General features: G+C 60.9%; 14 protein-coding genes and 1 pseudogene. 8 read left to right on the top strand and 7 right to left on the bottom strand.

Annotated features, from left to right (window positions below):
- Positions 1 to 469, bottom strand: a pseudogene (locus GIW28_RS11055) (NADPH-dependent 7-cyano-7-deazaguanine reductase QueF); the annotation flags it as partial.
- Between the two features lie 66 nt (positions 470 to 535).
- Positions 536 to 1,066 carry a copper-resistant cuproprotein CopI gene (copI, locus tag GIW28_RS11050; RefSeq protein WP_236447067.1) on the bottom strand — a complete coding sequence of 177 codons (531 nt, stop codon included), beginning with the start codon at positions 1,064 to 1,066 and terminating at the stop codon, positions 536 to 538.
- A 155-nt stretch (positions 1,067 to 1,221) separates the two neighbouring features.
- Here copI and GIW28_RS11045 point away from each other — a divergent pair, with 155 nt between their 5' ends.
- Together GIW28_RS11045 and GIW28_RS11040 are read left to right on the top strand one after the other, a co-directional pair.
- On the top strand, positions 1,222 to 1,902 hold the full coding sequence (locus GIW28_RS11045) for a heavy metal response regulator transcription factor (protein ID WP_169985568.1): 681 nt from the start codon (positions 1,222 to 1,224) through the stop codon (positions 1,900 to 1,902).
- On the top strand, positions 1,899 to 3,254 hold the full coding sequence (locus tag GIW28_RS11040) for a heavy metal sensor histidine kinase (protein ID WP_177032819.1): 1,356 nt from the start codon (positions 1,899 to 1,901) through the stop codon (positions 3,252 to 3,254). Before GIW28_RS11045 ends, GIW28_RS11040 begins: the two co-directional genes overlap by 4 nt.
- Positions 3,255 to 3,359: 105 nt before the next feature.
- On the opposite strand, the gene GIW28_RS11035 is transcribed toward GIW28_RS11040, so the two are convergent.
- The 3 genes from GIW28_RS11035 to GIW28_RS11025 form a co-directional block, all read right to left on the bottom strand.
- Positions 3,360 to 4,607, bottom strand: coding sequence for a lipoprotein-releasing ABC transporter permease subunit (locus GIW28_RS11035; RefSeq protein ID WP_236447066.1), 1,248 nt, complete (start codon positions 4,605 to 4,607; stop codon positions 3,360 to 3,362).
- A 61-nt stretch (positions 4,608 to 4,668) separates the two neighbouring features.
- Positions 4,669 to 5,352 (bottom strand): lipoprotein-releasing ABC transporter ATP-binding protein LolD, encoded by a 684-nt coding sequence (gene lolD / locus GIW28_RS11030; protein ID WP_020372695.1) that lies wholly within the window; start codon positions 5,350 to 5,352, stop codon positions 4,669 to 4,671.
- A 7-nt stretch (positions 5,353 to 5,359) separates the two neighbouring features.
- The gene (locus GIW28_RS11025) at positions 5,360 to 6,610 is read right to left on the bottom strand and encodes a lipoprotein-releasing ABC transporter permease subunit (RefSeq protein ID WP_099548679.1); all 1,251 of its coding nucleotides are present in this window, start codon (positions 6,608 to 6,610) and stop codon (positions 5,360 to 5,362) included.
- Between the two features lie 94 nt (positions 6,611 to 6,704).
- On the opposite strand from GIW28_RS11025, the gene GIW28_RS11020 reads away from it, so the two are divergent.
- A complete protein-coding gene (locus tag GIW28_RS11020; RefSeq protein WP_236447065.1) occupies positions 6,705 to 7,283 on the top strand; it encodes a PilZ domain-containing protein in 579 nt (192 codons plus the stop codon).
- 44 nt (positions 7,284 to 7,327) lie between these two features.
- Positions 7,328 to 8,050 (top strand): glycerophosphodiester phosphodiesterase, encoded by a 723-nt coding sequence (locus GIW28_RS11015; protein WP_236447064.1) that lies wholly within the window; start codon positions 7,328 to 7,330, stop codon positions 8,048 to 8,050.
- A gap of 42 nt (positions 8,051 to 8,092) precedes the next feature.
- Here GIW28_RS11015 and sthA read toward each other — a convergent pair whose 3' ends face one another.
- Positions 8,093 to 9,487, bottom strand: coding sequence for a Si-specific NAD(P)(+) transhydrogenase (sthA, locus tag GIW28_RS11010; protein WP_017137432.1), 1,395 nt, complete (start codon positions 9,485 to 9,487; stop codon positions 8,093 to 8,095).
- Positions 9,488 to 9,722: 235 nt separating this feature from the next.
- On the opposite strand from sthA, the gene GIW28_RS11005 reads away from it, so the two are divergent.
- Entirely contained in the window at positions 9,723 to 10,265 is a 543-nt protein-coding gene (locus tag GIW28_RS11005) for a chalcone isomerase family protein (RefSeq protein ID WP_236447063.1), read from the top strand.
- 274 nt (positions 10,266 to 10,539) lie between these two features.
- Positions 10,540 to 11,838, top strand: coding sequence for an MFS transporter (locus GIW28_RS11000; RefSeq protein ID WP_017137430.1), 1,299 nt, complete (start codon positions 10,540 to 10,542; stop codon positions 11,836 to 11,838).
- Positions 11,839 to 12,000: 162 nt separating this feature from the next.
- Here the strand turns inward: GIW28_RS11000 and GIW28_RS10995 are convergent, their stop codons facing one another.
- Complete coding sequence (locus tag GIW28_RS10995; protein WP_017137429.1) at positions 12,001 to 13,464, bottom strand: glyceraldehyde-3-phosphate dehydrogenase; 1,464 nt, start codon at positions 13,462 to 13,464, stop codon at positions 12,001 to 12,003.
- A gap of 340 nt (positions 13,465 to 13,804) precedes the next feature.
- On the opposite strand from GIW28_RS10995, the gene mfd reads away from it, so the two are divergent.
- Both mfd and GIW28_RS10985 read left to right on the top strand, forming a co-directional pair.
- Complete coding sequence (gene mfd / locus GIW28_RS10990) at positions 13,805 to 17,254, top strand: transcription-repair coupling factor (protein ID WP_236447062.1); 3,450 nt, start codon at positions 13,805 to 13,807, stop codon at positions 17,252 to 17,254.
- 11 nt (positions 17,255 to 17,265) lie between these two features.
- Positions 17,266 to 17,835, top strand: coding sequence for a CsiV family protein (locus GIW28_RS10985; protein ID WP_017137427.1), 570 nt, complete (start codon positions 17,266 to 17,268; stop codon positions 17,833 to 17,835).
- Positions 17,836 to 17,839: the final 4 nt, after the last annotated feature.

Below are 17,839 nucleotides of genomic sequence, written 5' to 3'. Positions count from 1 at the left end.
GCTCGTAGTTGCTGACACTGATATCCAGCTCGTCGATGCACGCCCCCGGCAACGCCATCACGCCTTCGGCCTCAACCTCGGCCAGGCTGCGGATGCGCACACTCACAGGCAGGCCGGCGGCGGCGCTGAGGTCGGTGCGCAAGGTGGCTTCCAGGCTTTGCGTGTCGGCAAACGCGGTCTGGTTCAGCGAGTTGAGGTACAGCTTGAAAGATTTGGACTCGATGATGTTCGGCGACTCGGCCGGGATGCTGAATTCACCGATGGCCACCACCGGCTTGCCGGATGGCAGCAGCCACGACAGTTCGAAGCAGTTCCAGAAATCCACGCCCTTATAAGGCAGGGTTTCGGCAGTCAGGCCCAGCTCGGCCCATTTGGCGGCGCGAGGGATCGGGAACAGCAACGACGGCGTGTAGGTAGAGATGTATTCACTGGACTTGCCCAGCGGCGAATGTTCGGCTGCGGGATGCATGGCGGAAACCTGGCTAAATAAACCGCGCCAGTCTACCAGCCTTTGCTCCCGCCCTTAAGAATCGCCTCACTCAACGGTCAGCTTGCCGACCATGCCCGCCTGATAATGCCCCGGAATGTTGCAGGCAAACTCAAGACCGGTGGCCTTGTTGAAGGTCCAGGTCAGCTCGGCGGTCTTGCCCGGTTCCACCAGCACGCTGTTGGGATCGTCATGCTTCATGCCACCCATCTCGCCCATATCGCCATGCCCCATGGCGGCGTGGTCCATCTTGCCCATGCCGGTGGCCGTGAGCATGCCGCTGGCCTGCATCTTGAGCATTTCTTTTTGGTGTTTGGCGTGCATCGCCGCATCACCCAGGTTGAACTCGTGCAGCAACTGGCCTTTGTTGACCAGCACAAAGCGAACGGTCTCACCGGCTTTTACATCCAGAGCCTTGGGTGAAAAGGAAATGTCCTGCAGGGTTACTTCCACGGTGCGCGTGGCTTTATCGGCCGGTGCCGGGTGACCAAACGCGTAGGTGTGAGCCTCATCAGCCATTGCATTAACGCTCAATGCCAACAAACAGCCCGCCAATAACAGAGGTGTACGCAACGCCATGACGCTTCTCCAAAAAGTGTGTCCAGCTTGGTCAGCACTTTAAGATGGCTCTGCTGCCAGCCAGCTGACTGCTAGATTACAACTTTGTCAGGTTACGCCCTGACGCTGCCGCCCACGGTATAAAGCCCATCGCCACCTGTCGCCACGAGTTGCCCATGAAACTGCTGATCGTTGAAGACCAACCGAAAACCGGCCACTACCTGCGCCAGGGCCTGACCGAGGCTGGCTTTACCACCGAGTTGGTGGCCGACGGCACGAGTGGGCAGCATTTGGCCCTGACCGGCGATTACGATCTGCTGATCCTCGACGTGATGCTGCCCGGCCGCGACGGCTGGCAAATTCTGCACGCCGTGCGCAGTGCCGGCCTGGAAATCCCGGTGTTGTTCCTCACCGCCCGCGACGCCGTGGAAGACCGTGTGCACGGCCTTGAGCTGGGCGCCGACGATTACCTGGTCAAGCCTTTCGCCTTTTCCGAATTGCTGGCGCGGGTGCGCAGCCTGTTGCGCCGTGGCAGCAGCACCCCGCAGGAAACCACGCTGCAACTGGCCGACCTGCGCCTGGACCTGATCCGCCGCCGCGTCGAGCGCGGCGGCCAGCGTATCGACCTCACCGCCAAGGAGTTCGCCCTGCTCGAACTGCTGCTGCGCCGCCAGGGCGAAGTGCTGCCCAAGAGCCTGATTGCCTCCCAGGTGTGGGACATGAATTTCGACAGTGACACCAATATCATCGAAGTGGCGATCCGCCGCTTGCGCCTTAAAGTCGACGACAACTTCCCCACCAAGCTGATCCACACCGTGCGCGGCATGGGCTATGTGCTGGAGGAACGGTGCAATTGATTGCGCGCCTGTCCCTGGCCAGCCGTCTGGCATTGTTGTTTGCCGGCTGTACGGCGGTGGTCTCGCTCATCGCTGGCGTGTTGTTCAACCAGGCCAGCGAAGCGCACTTTATCGAGCTGGACCAGCAGCAACTCGACGGCAAACTGATCGCGCTGCGCAGCACCTTGCAGGGTGTCGACTCACTGGCGTCCTTCACCCCGCGAGAAGCGCAACTGCGTGCCGAACTCAGCCGCCAGCCGGACCTCGCCTTGCGCATCAGCGCCGCCGGCCAACGCTGGTTTGATGGCGCGCCGAGCGTCACGCTGCCCGCAGCACCCGGCCTGCACAGCCTGCAAAACGCGGGCACCGACTACCGCGTGTACAACGCGCCGTTGCTGGCGGGCCAACCCGGCTCGCCGCAACTGTCGCTGATCCTCGACATCACGCACCACCAGCACTTTCTGCAACGCATGCAGCGGTTGATCTGGCTCACGGTCGGCTTGTCCGCCCTGGCCACCGCGCTGCTCGGCGCATGGGCAGCGCGCAGCGGGCTGCGGCCGTTACGGCGCATGAGTGAAGTGGCCGCCGGCGTGTCGGCCCACTCCCTGACCCAACGATTGCCCCAGGCGCAAATGCCGGTGGAACTGGCCGAACTCGCCCAAGCGTTTAACGCGATGCTGGGACGGCTCGACGACGCGTTCCAGCGCCTCTCGTCTTTCTCCGCCGATATCGCCCATGAACTGCGCACGCCCCTGTCGAACCTGCTGACTCAAACCCAGGTGATCCTCACCCAGCCGCGCCCGCTGGAGGACTACCGCGAGGCGCTGCACAGCAACCTGGAGGAGTTGCAGTGGATGGCGCAATTGGTGAATGACATGTTGTACCTGGCCAAAGCCGACCATGGCCTGCTGATGCCCAAGCGCGAAGCGCTGGCGCTGCACGATGAAGTGGAGGCGTTGCTGGAGTTTTTTGCGCTGTTGGCCGAAGACGCGCAGGTCAATCTGGTGTGCGAAGGCACGGCTCAAACGGCGGGCGATCGCGGTATGTTGCGCCGGGCCGTGTCGAACTTGCTGGATAACGCGCTGCGGTTTACCCCGGTGGGTGGCGAGGTGCGGGTGCGGATTATGGAAAGCGCACAGGCTGTGACGCTGACTGTGGCCAATACCGGGGAAGGTATTCCAGCGGCTTTGTTACCTAAATTGTTTGATCGGTTCTATCGGGCAGACCCCGCGCGCCGTGAAGGCAGCAGTGAACATGCGGGGCTGGGGTTGGCGATTACCCAGTCGATTGTGCGGGCGCATGGAGGGAGGATTTATTGTGAATCTGAAGCCGGGTGGACCAGGTTTGTGATTGAGTTGCCCAAGGGGGATTGATGCAAGCTGGGCCGGCCCTATCGCAGGCAAGCCAGCTCCCACATTCGAATGTATTCACACATCAAAATGTGGGAGCTGGCTTGCCTGCGATAGCGGTCTTAGCGTTTACGAATACCTGAGGGCATGCGCCGGCTCAATCTTCGCCGCCCGATACGCCGGGTAAATCGTCGCCATAAAGCTCAACACAAACCCGGCCGTGCAAATCAGCAGCACATCGCCGCCTTGCAGCTCGGAAGGCAGGTTGCTGACGAAGTACACGTCCGAACTGAAGATATGCTGCCCGGTCACGCGCTCCAGCCAGCCCACCAGTTCACTCACGTTCAGCGCCGCAATCACACCCAGCACGCCGCCGATCAGGGTGCCGACAATACCAATCACCGTGCCCTGCACCATGAAGATCGCCATGATCTGCCGTGGCGTGGCGCCGATGGTGCGCAAAATCGCGATGTCCGCGCCTTTGTCGTTCACCACCATGATCAGGGTGGCGATGATGTTGAACGCAGCGACGGCGACGATCATCAGCAACAGCAAGCCGATCATGGTCTTTTCCATCTTCATTGCACTGAACAGGCTGCCCTGGGTGTGGGTCCAGTCATCCGGCTTGTAGTCGGCGCCGAGGCTCGCGGCAATGTCGGCCGAAACCTTGGGGGCCGCGTACAAGTCTTTTACCGCCAGGCGCACGCTTTGCACCTGGTTCGGCTGCCAATGCTGGATCTCGGCGGCGTCGGCCATGTTGATCAGGGCCATGGAGCCATCCAGCTCGGCACCGACCTTGAAGATACCGACCACGTTCAAGCGCTGCATGCGCGGGGTGATGCCACCCGGTGCGGCCGTGCTGATTTCCGGCACGATCAGGGTCAGCTTGTCGCCCACATTCAGGCGAAAGCGCCGAGCGGTGATGTCGCCGATCACTACGCCGAACTCGCCGGCCTTCAGGTTTTCGAGTTTGCCGCGCACGATATGCTGGGCAACGATCGACACCTTGCCTTCCTGGGCCGGGTCAACGCCGCTGATCTCGATCGGCTGCATCGCGCCCTTGTAGGAGAACATGCCGTCCATCTGTGTGAACGGCACCGCAGCGGTGACCTCGGGGTTCTTCAGCGCGGCGGCGGCCACGGGCTGCCAGTTATCAATCGGGTTTACACCGACGATAGTGGCGTGGGGCACCATGCCGAGGATGCGCGTGCTCATTTCACGCTGGAAGCCGTTCATTACCGACAGCACCACGATCATCGCCAGCACGCCCAGGGCGAGGCCGATCATCGAGGTCATCGAGATAAACGAGACAAAACGGTTGCGGCGCTTGGCGCGGGTATAGCGCGTGCCGATAAAAATCGATAACGGTCTGAACATTCGCGGGCACCGTTTAAAAAAATGAAAAAGCCTGGCTTAAAAAAGCCAGGCTTGAAACGGGTCAGATGGCGACCAGATGACCTTCCTGCAGGTGCAACACGCGGTCCATCTGGCGGGCCATGCTCATGTCATGGGTGACCACCAGGAACGCGGTGCGCATCTGGGTGCTCAGTTCCAGCATCAAGTCCTTGATGCCTTGCGCGGTGTGCGAGTCGAGGTTGCCGGTCGGCTCATCGAGCATCACCAGGCCTGGGTTGTTCACCAGGGCACGGGCGATGGCCACACGCTGGCGCTCCCCGCCGGACAGTTCCGCCGGTTTGTGCTCCAGGCGATGGCCGAGGCCGACGCGCTCCAGCAGTGCCTTGGCGCGCTGGCGGGCTTCCGGGATCGCGGTCTTGCCGATCAGCAGCGGCATGCACACGTTTTCCAGTGCGGTGAATTCCGGCAGCAGGTGGTGGAACTGGTACACAAAACCGAGCGAACGGTTGCGCAGTTGGCCACGGGCTTTTTCACCCAGTGCCGACAGTTCTTCGCCGGCCAGCCACACGCTGCCCTCGGAAGGCGTATCCAGGCCGCCCAACAGGTTGAGCAAGGTACTTTTGCCGGAACCGGAACTGCCGACGATCGCCACGCGCTCGCCCGGGTGCAGTTCCAGCTGCAGGTTGGACAACACCACTACCGACTCCGGGCCTTCCTCGTAGGATTTGCCCAGGTTGCGGCAGCTCAAGATAGCTTTTTCACTCATGCCCGATTCACTCATAACGTAAGGCCTGTGCTGGCTGGGTGCGTGCCGCGCGCCAGGCTGGATACAGGGTGGCAAGGAAACTCAATAGCAACGCGGCGCCGCCCACCATCAACACGTCCTGGGCCTGAACCTGGGACGGCAAGTAGTCGATGAAGTAGACGTCAGCGTTGAGAAACTTGTGGCCGATGACTTTTTCCAGCGCGGCAATGGCGGCGCTGACGTTCAGCGCGGCCAGAATGCCGACGGCGGTGCCGATCAAGGTGCCGACCACACCGATCACGGTGCCCTGCACCATGAAGATCGCCATGATCTGGCCCGGCGTGGCGCCAAGGGTACGCAGGATGGCGATATCGCCCTTCTTGTCGTTCACCACCATCACCAGCGTGGAGATGATGTTGAACGCAGCCACGGCGACGATCAGCAGCAACAGCAGGCCAATCATGGCTTTTTCCATGCGGATGGCCTGGTAGAGGTTGCCGTGGGTGCGGGTCCAGTCACGGGCGTAGTACTGCGAGTCGCCCAGGTGCTGGGCGATTTCCCAGGCGCCGCGCGGCGCATCGAACAGGTCGTTGAACTTGAGGCGCAGGCCCTGCACCTGATCCGGCTGCCAGCGATGCAGGCGCGCCAGGTCAGTGAGGTTGGTAAGCCCCAGGTAGCCGTCGATTTCGCCGGCGCCGACGTGGAAGGTGCCGACCACGGTAAAGCGCTTCATGCGCGGAAACATGCCGGCCGGGGTCACGGTGACTTCCGGCGCGACGAAGGTCAGCTTGTCGCCGATGCCCACGCCGAGCTTGGCCGCGGCCTTGTCGCCGATCACGATGCCGAAGCTGCCGGGCGCCAGGTCGTCGAGTTTGCCCTGCAACATAAACTTGTCGATGATCGACACGTTACGTTCCTGGGCCGGGTCGACGCCATTGAGCAGGATCTTCTGCACCTTGCCGTCGTTGGTCAGCAGGCCCTGCATCTGGGTAAAGGGCGCAACGGCCACCACCTTGGGGTTCTGCTTGACCTTGGAGGCCAGGCTTTGCCAGTCGTTGATGGGTTCATCGGACTCGATGGTCGCGTGGGGCACCATGCCCAGCACGCGGGTGCGCATCTCATGATCGAAGCCGTTCATCACCGACAGCACCACGATCATCACGACCACGCCCAAGGCGAGCCCGATCATCGAGGTCAGGGAAATGAACGACACAAAATGATTGCGGCGCTTTGCACGGGTATAACGCGTGCCGATAAATACGAAGAGAGGTCTGAACATGTCGGGGCTTGTTCGGAGGAAAAGAAGACGTCCCGGTGGCGGGGTCTGGTAAGCAGCTTTACACTCTGACCATTACCGTTACCTGGGGTTCGCCATGTCGACATTAGATGAAGAAGAACGCCGCGAATACTACCGTATCGACGACATGATCGCACTTCAAATCAGCACACTGCCTGCCCCGGAAGCGGCGAGCAAGGAAGTGTTGCTGGATGATTCCCCGCTGTTCAATCTGCTCAGCGAACTGCACCTCAGCGAATTCGAAGCCCAGCACCTGCTGCGCCAGATCAGCGAGAAAGATCGCAGCCTGGCGGCCTTTCTCAAAGTCCAGAACAAACGCGTGGACCTGCTCAGCCAGATCATGGCCCGTGGTCTGTTGGACGAAGTCGGCGCACCGCAGCCGGTGATCATCTCCGAAGGCGGCATCGACTTCCAGTACCCCACGCCGCTGGCGCCCGGCGCGCACCTGGCGGTCAAGCTGGTGCTGATGCCCCAGGCGCTCGGCCTGCTGCTGCGCGCACGCGTGACGCATTGCGAGCCCAAAGGCGATGGTTTTGACGTGGGCACGGAGTTCGAATCCATGACCGACGCCCAACGCCAGTTGCTGGCGCGCTATATCCTGCAGAAACAGGCACAGGAACGCCGTCTGGCCCGGGAACAAAGCGACGACCTCTGAATACGTATTGAACACGCCAGCCTATCTGGCGCAAAGGAGCAACTGTGACCCTGATTTACGGCCACCGCGGTGCCAAAGGCGAAGCACCGGAAAACACCCTGACCAGCTTTCAGGAGTGCCTCAAGCACGGTGTACGCCGTTGCGAACTGGACTTGCACCTGTCCATGGACGGCGAGTTGATGGTGATCCACGACCCGACCCTCAAGCGCACCGCCGACCGGCGCGGCAAGGTCGTCGAATATTCAGCCGCCGACCTGGTAAAGATGGACGCGCGCAAAGGTGGCCCAGGCTGGGTCAAACCGTGCCCGATTCCCCGCCTGGACGAACTGTTCGAACAGTGCGACTTCGATCACTGGCAGCTGGAAGTCAAAAGTGCCTCGCGCACCCGCGCCGCGACCACTGTGCTGGCGATCCGCGAGATGGCCGTGCGGCATGGCCTGATGGACAAGGTCACCGTGACCTCAAGTTCTCGGGAAGTATTAAAAGCGGCGGTGGAGCTCACCCCGGACCTGTCACGCGGCCTGGTGGCCGAATACGCCTGGCTCGACCCGTTGAAGGTCGCGCAGAACTACGGCTGTGAGTACTTGGCGTTGAACTGGACGTTGTGCACCCCCGAGCGCCTGGAAAAAGCCCAGCGTCAGGGTTTGCACGTGTCCGTGTGGACGGTCAACGAACCTGCGCTGATGCGCAGGCTCGCCGACTTCGGCGTAGATAGCCTGATTACAGACTTTCCCGGTTTGGCCACTGCCACCCTCGAGAATTACTGAAATCGGTCTCCCCGGCCGGCTCAGGCCACCGGCCGGAGCCGCTCAAAAAAGCCGGTTGAGGCCGTCGTAGGCCGCTACCCGATAGGCTTCGGCCATGGTCGGGTAGTTGAACGTGGTGTTTACGAAATACTTGAGGGTATTTTGCTCACCCGGTTGGCTCATGATCGCCTGGCCGATGTGCACGATCTCGGAGGCCTGGTAGCCGAAGCAATGCACGCCGAGAACCTCAAGGGTTTCACGGTGGAACAGGATCTTCAGCATGCCTTGCGGCTCACCGGCGATCTGCGCACGCGCCATGCTCTTGAAGAACGCCTTGCCGACTTCATAAGGCACCTTGGCCTTGGTCAGTTCGTGTTCGTTCTTGCCGATCGAGCTGATCTCGGGAATCGTGTAGATCCCGGTCGGCACGTCGTTCACATAACGCCAGCTGCCATTGTCGACGATGCTGCCAGCGGCCGAACGGCCCTGGTCATGCGCAGCACTGGCCAGGCTCGGCCAGCCGATCACGTCACCGGCACCGTAGATGTTCGGTACGCAGGTGCGGTAATTCTCATCCACTTCGATCTGGCCACGGCTGTTGACCTTGACCCCGATGTTTTCCATGCCCAGCTTGTCGGTGTTGCCGGTACGACCGTTGCACCACAGCAAGGCGTCGGCCTTGATCTTCTTGCCGGACTTGAGGTGCAAAATCACCCCGTTATCCAGGCCTTCGACCCGCTCGTACTCTTCGTTGTGGCGCACGGTGATGTTGTTGTTGCTGAAGTGGTAGCTCAACGCCTGGGAGATTTCCGAGTCGAGGAAGCTCAGCAACTGGTCACGGTTGTCGACCAGCTCCACCAGCACACCCAGGCCACTGAAGATCGAGGCGTATTCACAGCCGATCACGCCGGCGCCATAGATGATCAGTTTGCGCGGGGTGTGGCCCAGGCTCAGGATGGTGTCGCTATCGTAGATACGCGGGTGGTGGAAATCGATATCGGCTGGGCGATACGGGCGCGAACCGGTGGCGATGATGATGTGCTTGGCCACCAGCTTCTCGACCACGCCATTGGCGCAGACCACTTCGACGGTTTGCTCGTCGGCGAAACTGCCGGTGCCAAAAAACAGGTCGACGCGGTTACGGGCGTAGTAACCCGTGCGAGACGCAACTTGCTTGGAGATGACTTTCTCGGCGCTTTTAAGCACGTCCGGGAACGAGAACCAGCGCGGCTCACCAATGGCCCGGAACATCGGGTTGGTGTTGAACTGCATGATCTGGCGCACCGAGTGACGCAAGGCCTTGGACGGGATGGTACCCAGGTGGGTGCAGTTACCGCCGACCTGGCGACGGCTATCGACCATCGCCACCTTGCGCCCCGCTTTGGCGGCGTTCATTGCCGCACCTTCTCCAGCCGGGCCGGAACCCAGTACCACCACGTCGTAGTTGTAGACAGCCATGCGTACTCCTCAGAACAGGCCAGGCGTACGGTTGGACGCCTGGCTAAATCATGCCGCGGCCAGCGGGCATGAAGGAAATTTTTGGCTCAAGTGTGTGAGCCGGGGCACAGTCTATATAAGGCTCAACGCCGCGCACATTAACCCTTGGTCGCGTCGTAGGCCAGTCTTGCCTTTACTACAGGAACTGCAAACTGGCATTACACTGCTGACACGCACCTTCGCAGGCGGGGCCATTATGCGGCATGTGGTTTTCTGTTTAATGATGATTTTTTCGCTGACGGCGCACGCCAGTGAAGCGAGTCGGCTTAAGCAAGCCGGTTTTGCTGCGCAAACGCATGAGCTGGTGCTGAAAAACCAGGCAGTGCTGGTGTATCTCTGGGCGGATGTGTACGCGGCAGCGCTGTATGCCCCGGCAGACGTCAACGCCAGACAGGCCTGGGACCAGCGAAAGGCTGTGCGCCTGGCGCTGTATTACTTTCGCGACATCGACCGCAATGATGTGATCAAGGCCGCTACGGCTACCCTTGAACGTCAGCAATCCGCTGCAACCCTCGCCCGCCTGAAGCCTGAGCTGGACCAACTGCACGCCAGTTTCCGCAACATTCGCAGCGGTGACCGTTACGCCCTGGATTTTCGTCCTGGGCGTGGGCTGAGCCTGGAGATCAATGAGCAAGTGGTGTTCAGCAGTCGCGATGATGAATTGGCGAAAGCCTACCTCGGTATCTGGCTCGCGCCGAAAGGCCTGTCGGACAGCCTGCGCAACGCCCTCCTGAACTAACCAACGCCCCCAAAAACACCAAAGAACCCTGTGGGAGCTGGCTTGCCTGCGATAGCGGTGGGTCAGCCATCCATTTGCGGACTGACACACCGCTATCGCAGGCAAGCCAGCTCCCACATTTGATTTTCATCGCCCTCGACAACTGCGCATTTAGTCATGCTTGCTATCAATTTTTATTGCCGGTAATGGCCAATACACATATGGTTACAAAACTGCAGCAAGGACGAGTAATGACCAGGGATCACTAATAAGACAGCCAACATGAGTGCATGACATGTCCACTACCACGGGCAAAGGCAAAGCGATTTTTCGCGTTGTCAGCGGCAACTTCCTCGAGATGTTCGACTTCATGGTCTACGGCTTCTACGCCACGGCCATTGCCAAGACCTTCTTTCCCAGCGACAGCGCGTTTGCCTCGTTGATGCTATCGCTTGCGACCTTCGGCGCCGGTTTCCTGATGCGGCCACTGGGCGCAATCTTCCTTGGCGCCTATATCGACCGCCACGGCCGCAAAAAGGGCCTGGTCATCACGCTGGCCTTGATGGCCGCCGGCACCATCCTGATTGCCTGTGTGCCCGGCTACGCCACATTGGGTGTGGCCGCGCCGCTGATCGTGCTGTTCGGTCGACTGCTTCAGGGTTTCTCTGCCGGCGTCGAGCTGGGCGGTGTGTCGGTGTACCTGGCAGAAATCGCCACACCGGGCCGCAAGGGCTTTTTCGTCAGTTGGCAGTCCGCCAGCCAGCAGGCTGCGGTGGTGTTCGCCGGTTTGCTCGGCGTGGGCCTCAACCACTGGCTCAGCCCGGAAGAGATGGGCGACTGGGGCTGGCGCGTGCCGTTCCTGATCGGCTGCCTGATCGTGCCGGTGATCTTCGTGATTCGCCGTTCGCTGGAGGAAACCCCAGAGTTCCAGGCACGTAAACACCGCCCTACCCTGCAGGAAATCGTGCGTTCGATCGGCCAGAACTTTGGCATCGTCATCGCCGGCATGGCGCTGGTGGTGATGACCACCGTGTCGTTCTACCTCATTACCGCTTACACCCCGACCTTCGGCAAGGCCGAACTGCACCTGTCTGACTTCGACGCATTGCTGGTGACGGTGTGCGTGGGCATCTCCAACTTTATCTGGCTGCCGGTGATGGGCGCGGTGTCCGACAAGATCGGGCGCAAACCCTTGCTGCTGGGTGCGACGATTCTGGCAATTCTCACAGCGTATCCGGCGCTGTCGTGGCTGGTGGCGAATCCGAGTTTCAGCCATCTGCTGATCGTGCTGTTGTGGTTGTCGTTCCTGTATGGCTCGTACAACGGGGCGATGGTGGTGGCGCTTACCGAGATCATGCCGATTGAAGTGCGCACCACTGGATTCTCGCTGGCTTATAGCCTGGCAACGGCGACCTTCGGTGGGTTTACGCCGGCGGCCTGTACTTACCTGATCCATGTGCTGGATAACAAGGCGGCGCCAGGGATTTGGCTCAGTGGTGCGGCGGTGTTGGGGCTGATTGCGACGTTGGTGCTGTTTAAAGGCAATCGGCATGAATTGCGGACGGCGCAGGCTTCGGTGGTTGGCGGCGCCTGATAGACCGCTATCGCAGGCAAGCCAGCTCCCACATTTGACGGTGTTCACAAGTCGAAATGTGGGAGCTGGCTTGCCTGCGATGAGGCCCTGATATTCACCACAAAACCAACAGCCACAAAAAAGCCCCGAACCAGTCGGGGCTTTTTCATTTACCGCAAAGGCTTAGCGCGGGAATGCTGGCGGGTTAACCCCGGCCATGTCTTCCATCACACGAACCACCTGGCAGCTGTAGCCGAACTCGTTGTCGTACCACACGTACAGCACAACGCGGTTGTCCTGGGTAATGGTCGCTTCAGCGTCGACCACACCGGCGTGGCGCGAGCCCACGAAGTCGGTGGACACCACTTCCTGCGAGTTAACGAAGTCGATCTGCTTATGCAGGTCGGAGTGCAGCGCCATGTAGCGCAGGTACTCGTTCATCTCTTCGCGGGTGGCGGCTTTCTCAAGGTTCAGGTTGAGAATGGCCATCGACACGTTCGGCGTCGGTACGCGGATAGCGTTACCGGTCAGCTTGCCGGCCAGCTCAGGCAGGGCCTTGGCAGCAGCGGTGGCGGCACCGGTCTCGGTGATCACCATGTTCAACGCGGCGCTACGGCCGCGGCGATCGCCTTTGTGGAAGTTGTCGATCAGGTTCTGGTCGTTGGTGTACGAGTGAACCGTTTCAACGTGACCATTCACGATGCCGAACTTGTCATTCACAGCCTTCAGCACCGGCACGATGGCGTTGGTGGTGCAGGAAGCAGCGGACACGATCTTGTCGTCAGCGGTGATTTCGCCGTGGTTGATACCGTGCACGATGTTCTTGAGCTTGCCCTTGCCAGGCGCAGTCAGTACAACGCGGTCGATACCTGGGCAGGCCAGGTGCTGGCCCAGGCCTTCGGCATCACGCCATACACCGGTGTTGTCCACCAGCAGTGCGTCCTTGATGCCGTATTGGGTGTAATCCACCTCGGCCGGGTTCTTCGCGTAGATCACCTGGATCAGGTTACCGTTGGCGGTGATGGTGTTGTTTTCTTCGTCGATGACGATGGTGCCGTTGAACGGGCCATGTACCGAGTCGCGGCGCAGCAGGCTGGCACGCTTGGTCAGGTCGTTCTCGGCGCCTTTACGCACCACGATGGCACGCAGGCGCAGGCCGTCGCCGCCACCGGTTTTTTCGATCAGGATGCGCGCCAGCAGGCGGCCGATACGACCGAAGCCGTACAACACCACGTCGGTGCCTTTGCGGGCTGCAGCGTTTTGCTGGCCAACCACATCGGCCATTTCTTCACGCACGAACTGCTCGGCGCTGCGGCCGGCACCTTCTTTGCGGAACTTGTAAGCCAACTTGCCCAGGTCTACCGAAGCCGCGCCGAGCTTGAGCTCGCTCATGGCTTTAAGCAGAGGGAATGTTTCGTGGACGGAGAGTTCGCTGTCGTCGGCAGAACGATGGCGAGCAAAGCGATGGGCTTTGAGAATCGCGATGACTGACTGGTTGATCAGGCTGCGGCCATAGATCGAGCTCACCACATTGTTATTGCGGTACAGCTGACCGATAAGCGGAATCATCGCTTCAGCGAGTGCTTCACGGTCGATCCATTCACCAAGACACTGGTCGGGCTTCTGAGTCACGGGAACCTTCCACATGTAGGGGCAGAAAAAAGGGGCTACATTATGCCGCCCGACCGGCCTCGGAGCAATGCGCGTCGGGCAACAAAAAGTGCTTGCGAAAAAATCACACACCGCTGCAGCCCAGTAAATACGCGGCTTCCAGAAGGCCGCTGGTTGAGCGCCAACGCCGACTTGTCCGTAACCCTCCGAAACATCTGCACAAAATGGCACTACATATTGAGTCAAAACCCGCCATTGTTTGTCTTAGCCACTACATTTCCTGCAAACCGTAATAGGTTCAGTCAGCAACTGACAGGCGGCACCTTGGGCCGCTACAATTACCGACTTTGTCGCAACGCTTGGAGCTCAACCTTCCGTGCCCGTTCTGCGTCTACCGCTTCTCCCTGCCGCGGCAGGTAAACAGCACTGGGGCAACCTGCCCGGTGCCGCCCTGAGCCTGGCCATTGCCGAGGCTGCCAGCGCAGCCAAGCGCTTTACCCTGCTACTCACCGCCGACAGCCAAAGCGCCGAGCGGCTGGAGCAGGAGCTGAGCTTCTTCGCCCCCGATTTGCCGGTGCTGCATTTCCCCGACTGGGAAACCCTGCCCTACGACCTGTTCTCGCCGCACCAGGACATCATTTCCCAGCGCATTGCCAGCCTGTACCGCCTGCCGGAACTGGCGCACGGCGTGCTGGTGGTGCCGATCACCACCGCCCTGCACCGCCTGGCGCCGACCAAGTTCCTGCTCGGCAGCAGCCTGGTGCTGGATGTCGGCCAGAAACTCGATGTAGAGCAGATGCGCACGCGCCTGGAAGCCAGCGGCTACCGCTGCGTCGACACGGTGTACGAACACGGCGAATTCGCGGTGCGTGGTGCGTTGATCGACCTGTTTCCGATGGGCAGCAAACTGCCGTACCGCATCGACCTGTTCGATGACGAAATCGAGACGTTGCGCACCTTCGACCCGGACAACCAGCGCTCCATCGACAAAGTAGAGTCGATCAAGCTGCTGCCGGCGCGCGAATTCCCGCTGCAAAAAGACGCGGTCACGCGCTTCAAGGCGCGCTTTCGCGAACGCTTCGACGTCGACTTCCGCCGCTGCCCGATCTTTCAGGATTTAAGCAGCGGGATTACACCGGCCGGTATCGAGTACTACCTGCCGCTGTTCTTCGACGAAACCTCCACCCTGTTCGATTACCTGCCCGCAGACACCCAAGTGTTCTCGCTGCCGGGCATCGAGCAGGCGGCGGAAAACTTCTGGAACGACGTGCGCAACCGCTACGAAGAGCGCCGCGTCGACCCGTCGCGACCTTTATTGCCGCCCGCCGAGCTGTTCCTGCCGGTGGAAGACTGCTTCGCCCGCCTGAAAAACTGGCCGCGCGTGGTCGCCAGCCAGCAGGACGTGGACACCGGCAGTGGTCGCGAGCGTTTCCCGGCGAGCACGCTGCCGGACTTGGCGATCCAGGCCAAAGCCACCCAGCCACTGGAAGCGCTGTCGAATTTCCTTGGCGACTTCCCTGGTCGCGTGCTGTTTACCGCCGAATCCGCCGGCCGTCGCGAAGTGCTGCTGGAATTGCTGGAACGCCTGAAGCTGCGCCCGAAAACCGTCGACAGCTGGCCGGATTTCGTCGCCGGCAAAGAGCGCCTGGCGATCACCATTGCGCCGCTGGACGAAGGCTTGTTGCTGGACGACCCGGCGCTGGCACTCATCGCCGAGAGCCCGCTGTTCGGTCAGCGAGTGATGCAGCGCCGGCGCCGTGAAAAACGCGCCGACGCCAACAACGACGCGGTGATCAAGAACCTCACCGAGCTGCGCGAAGGCGCGCCGGTGGTGCATATCGACCACGGCGTGGGCCGTTACCTGGGCCTGCAGACCCTGGAGATCGACAACCAGGCCGCCGAATTCCTCACGATGGAATACGCCGAAGGCGCCAAGCTCTATGTGCCGGTGGCCAGCCTGCACCTGATCGCCCGCTATACCGGCAGCGACGACGCGCTGGCGCCGTTGCATCGCCTGGGCTCCGAGACCTGGCAGAAAGCCAAGCGCAAGGCCGCCGAACAGGTGCGCGACGTAGCGGCCGAGTTGCTCGACATTTATGCCCGCCGTGCCGCGCGCGAAGGCTATGCGTTTGCCGACCCGAAAGCCGACTACGCCACCTTCAGCGCCGGCTTTGCCTTCGAAGAAACTCCCGACCAGCAAACCACCATCGAAGCGGTGCGCGCCGATATGCTGGCGCCCAAGCCGATGGACCGCCTGGTCTGCGGCGACGTGGGCTTCGGCAAAACCGAAGTGGCCATGCGCGCGGCCTTTATTGCGGTGCACGGTGGCCGCCAGGTGGCGATCCTGGTACCCACCACCCTGCTCGCCCAACAGCACTACAACAGCTTCCGTGATCGCTTTGCCGACTGGCCGGTGACCGTGGAAGTGATGAGCCGGTTCAAATCCGCCAAGGAAGTCAACGCCGCCGTCGCTGACCTGGCCGAGGGCAAGATCGATATCGTGATCGGTACGCACAAGCTGCTGTCGGACGATGTGAAGATCAAGAACCTGGGCCTGGTGATCATCGACGAAGAGCACCGCTTTGGTGTGCGTCAAAAAGAACAGCTCAAGGCCCTGCGCAGCGAAGTCGACATTCTTACGCTCACTGCGACGCCGATCCCACGCACGCTGAACATGGCCGTGTCGGGCATGCGCGACTTGTCGATCATTGCCACGCCGCCGGCGCGCCGGTTGTCGGTGCGCACCTTTGTGATGGAGCAGAACAAAAGCACGGTCAAGGAAGCACTGCTGCGCGAATTGCTGCGTGGCGGCCAGGTGTATTACCTGCACAACGACGTGAAGACCATCGAGAAATGCGCCGCCGACCTCGCCGAACTGGTGCCGGAAGCCCGTATTGCCATCGGCCACGGGCAGATGCGCGAGCGCGAACTCGAACAAGTCATGAGCGACTTCTATCACAAGCGCTTCAATGTGCTGATTGCCTCGACCATCATCGAGACCGGCATCGACGTGCCAAGCGCCAACACCATCATCATCGAGCGCGCCGACAAGTTTGGCCTGGCGCAATTGCACCAGTTGCGTGGCCGTGTGGGCCGTAGTCACCACCAGGCCTATGCCTACCTGCTGACTCCGCCGCGCCAACAGATCACCTCCGATGCCGAAAAGCGCCTGGAAGCGATCGCCAATACCCAGGACCTCGGTGCCGGTTTTGTACTGGCCACCAACGACCTGGAAATCCGTGGCGCCGGCGAACTGCTCGGCGACGGCCAGAGCGGACAGATCCAGGCCGTGGGTTTCACCTTGTATATGGAGATGCTCGAGCGCGCAGTGAAAGCCATCCGCAAGGGCGAACAACCGAACCTCGACCAACCCTTGGGCGGCGGCCCGGAAATCAACCTGCGTTTGCCGGCGCTGATTCCCGAGGACTACCTGCCCGACGTGCACGCGCGGCTGATTCTGTACAAGCGCATCGCCTCGGCCACCGACGAAGAAGGCCTCAAGGACTTGCAAGTCGAGATGATCGACCGCTTCGGCCTGCTGCCCGAGCCAACCAAGAACCTGGTGCGCCTGACGCTGCTGAAATTGCAGGCCGAACAGCTGGGCATCAAGAAAGTCGACGCCGGGCCGCAGGGTGGGCGCATCGAGTTCGAGGCGCAAACGCCGGTGGACCCATTGGTGCTGATCAAACTGATTCAGGGCCAACCCAACCGCTACAAGTTCGAAGGGGCTACGCTGTTCAAATTCATGGTGCCGATGGAGCGTGCCGAAGAACGCTTCAATACCCTGGAGGCGCTGTTTGAGCGCCTCATCCCGAAATCTGCTTGAAGGACGCCCCCATGCGCCTGTTCCGCATTCTGAGCTTAGTGTTGGTGGTGGTCGCACCTTCGGCGTTTGCCGACAGCCCGTACCTGGTTGAAATGATCCTGGTGCGCCAGAACGCCGAACCGGTGATCAACAGCCGCGCCGCGCCGGAAAACTGGGATGCCGGCGCTGCGCGGTTGCCGACCGACAAGCTGAGCCCACCGCGGCTGGGCAACATCGTCGACAAGCTCAGTGCGGACAATAGTTACACCGTATTGCTGCACCGGGCCTGGGATCAGAACCTGGGCGAGCAACCCGTGAAGCTGGCCATTACCGACGGCCAGGAGCAGTTCGGCCAGTTCCCCATCGAAGGCACGCTGAACCTGCAACTGGGGCGCTTTACCGATATCGACGCGGATTTCTGGATCAACCAGTTCGACGCCAATGGCAGCGTGATTGCCAGCGAACACTTGAGCCAGCAAGACGTGCGCACCAAGAACAACCAACTCAATTACCTGGATGGCGGCCACTTGGCGCTGCTGATCAAGATCACTTCGCTGACCGCCAAACCACCCAGTGCGCCACCGCCCGACATTCAGGACTGATCCA

This window comes from Pseudomonas sp. PA-5-4B (assembly GCF_021606215.1).
Lineage (GTDB): Bacteria > Pseudomonadota > Gammaproteobacteria > Pseudomonadales > Pseudomonadaceae > Aquipseudomonas > Aquipseudomonas edaphica.
This window is presented reverse-complemented; position numbering and strand designations above follow the sequence as displayed.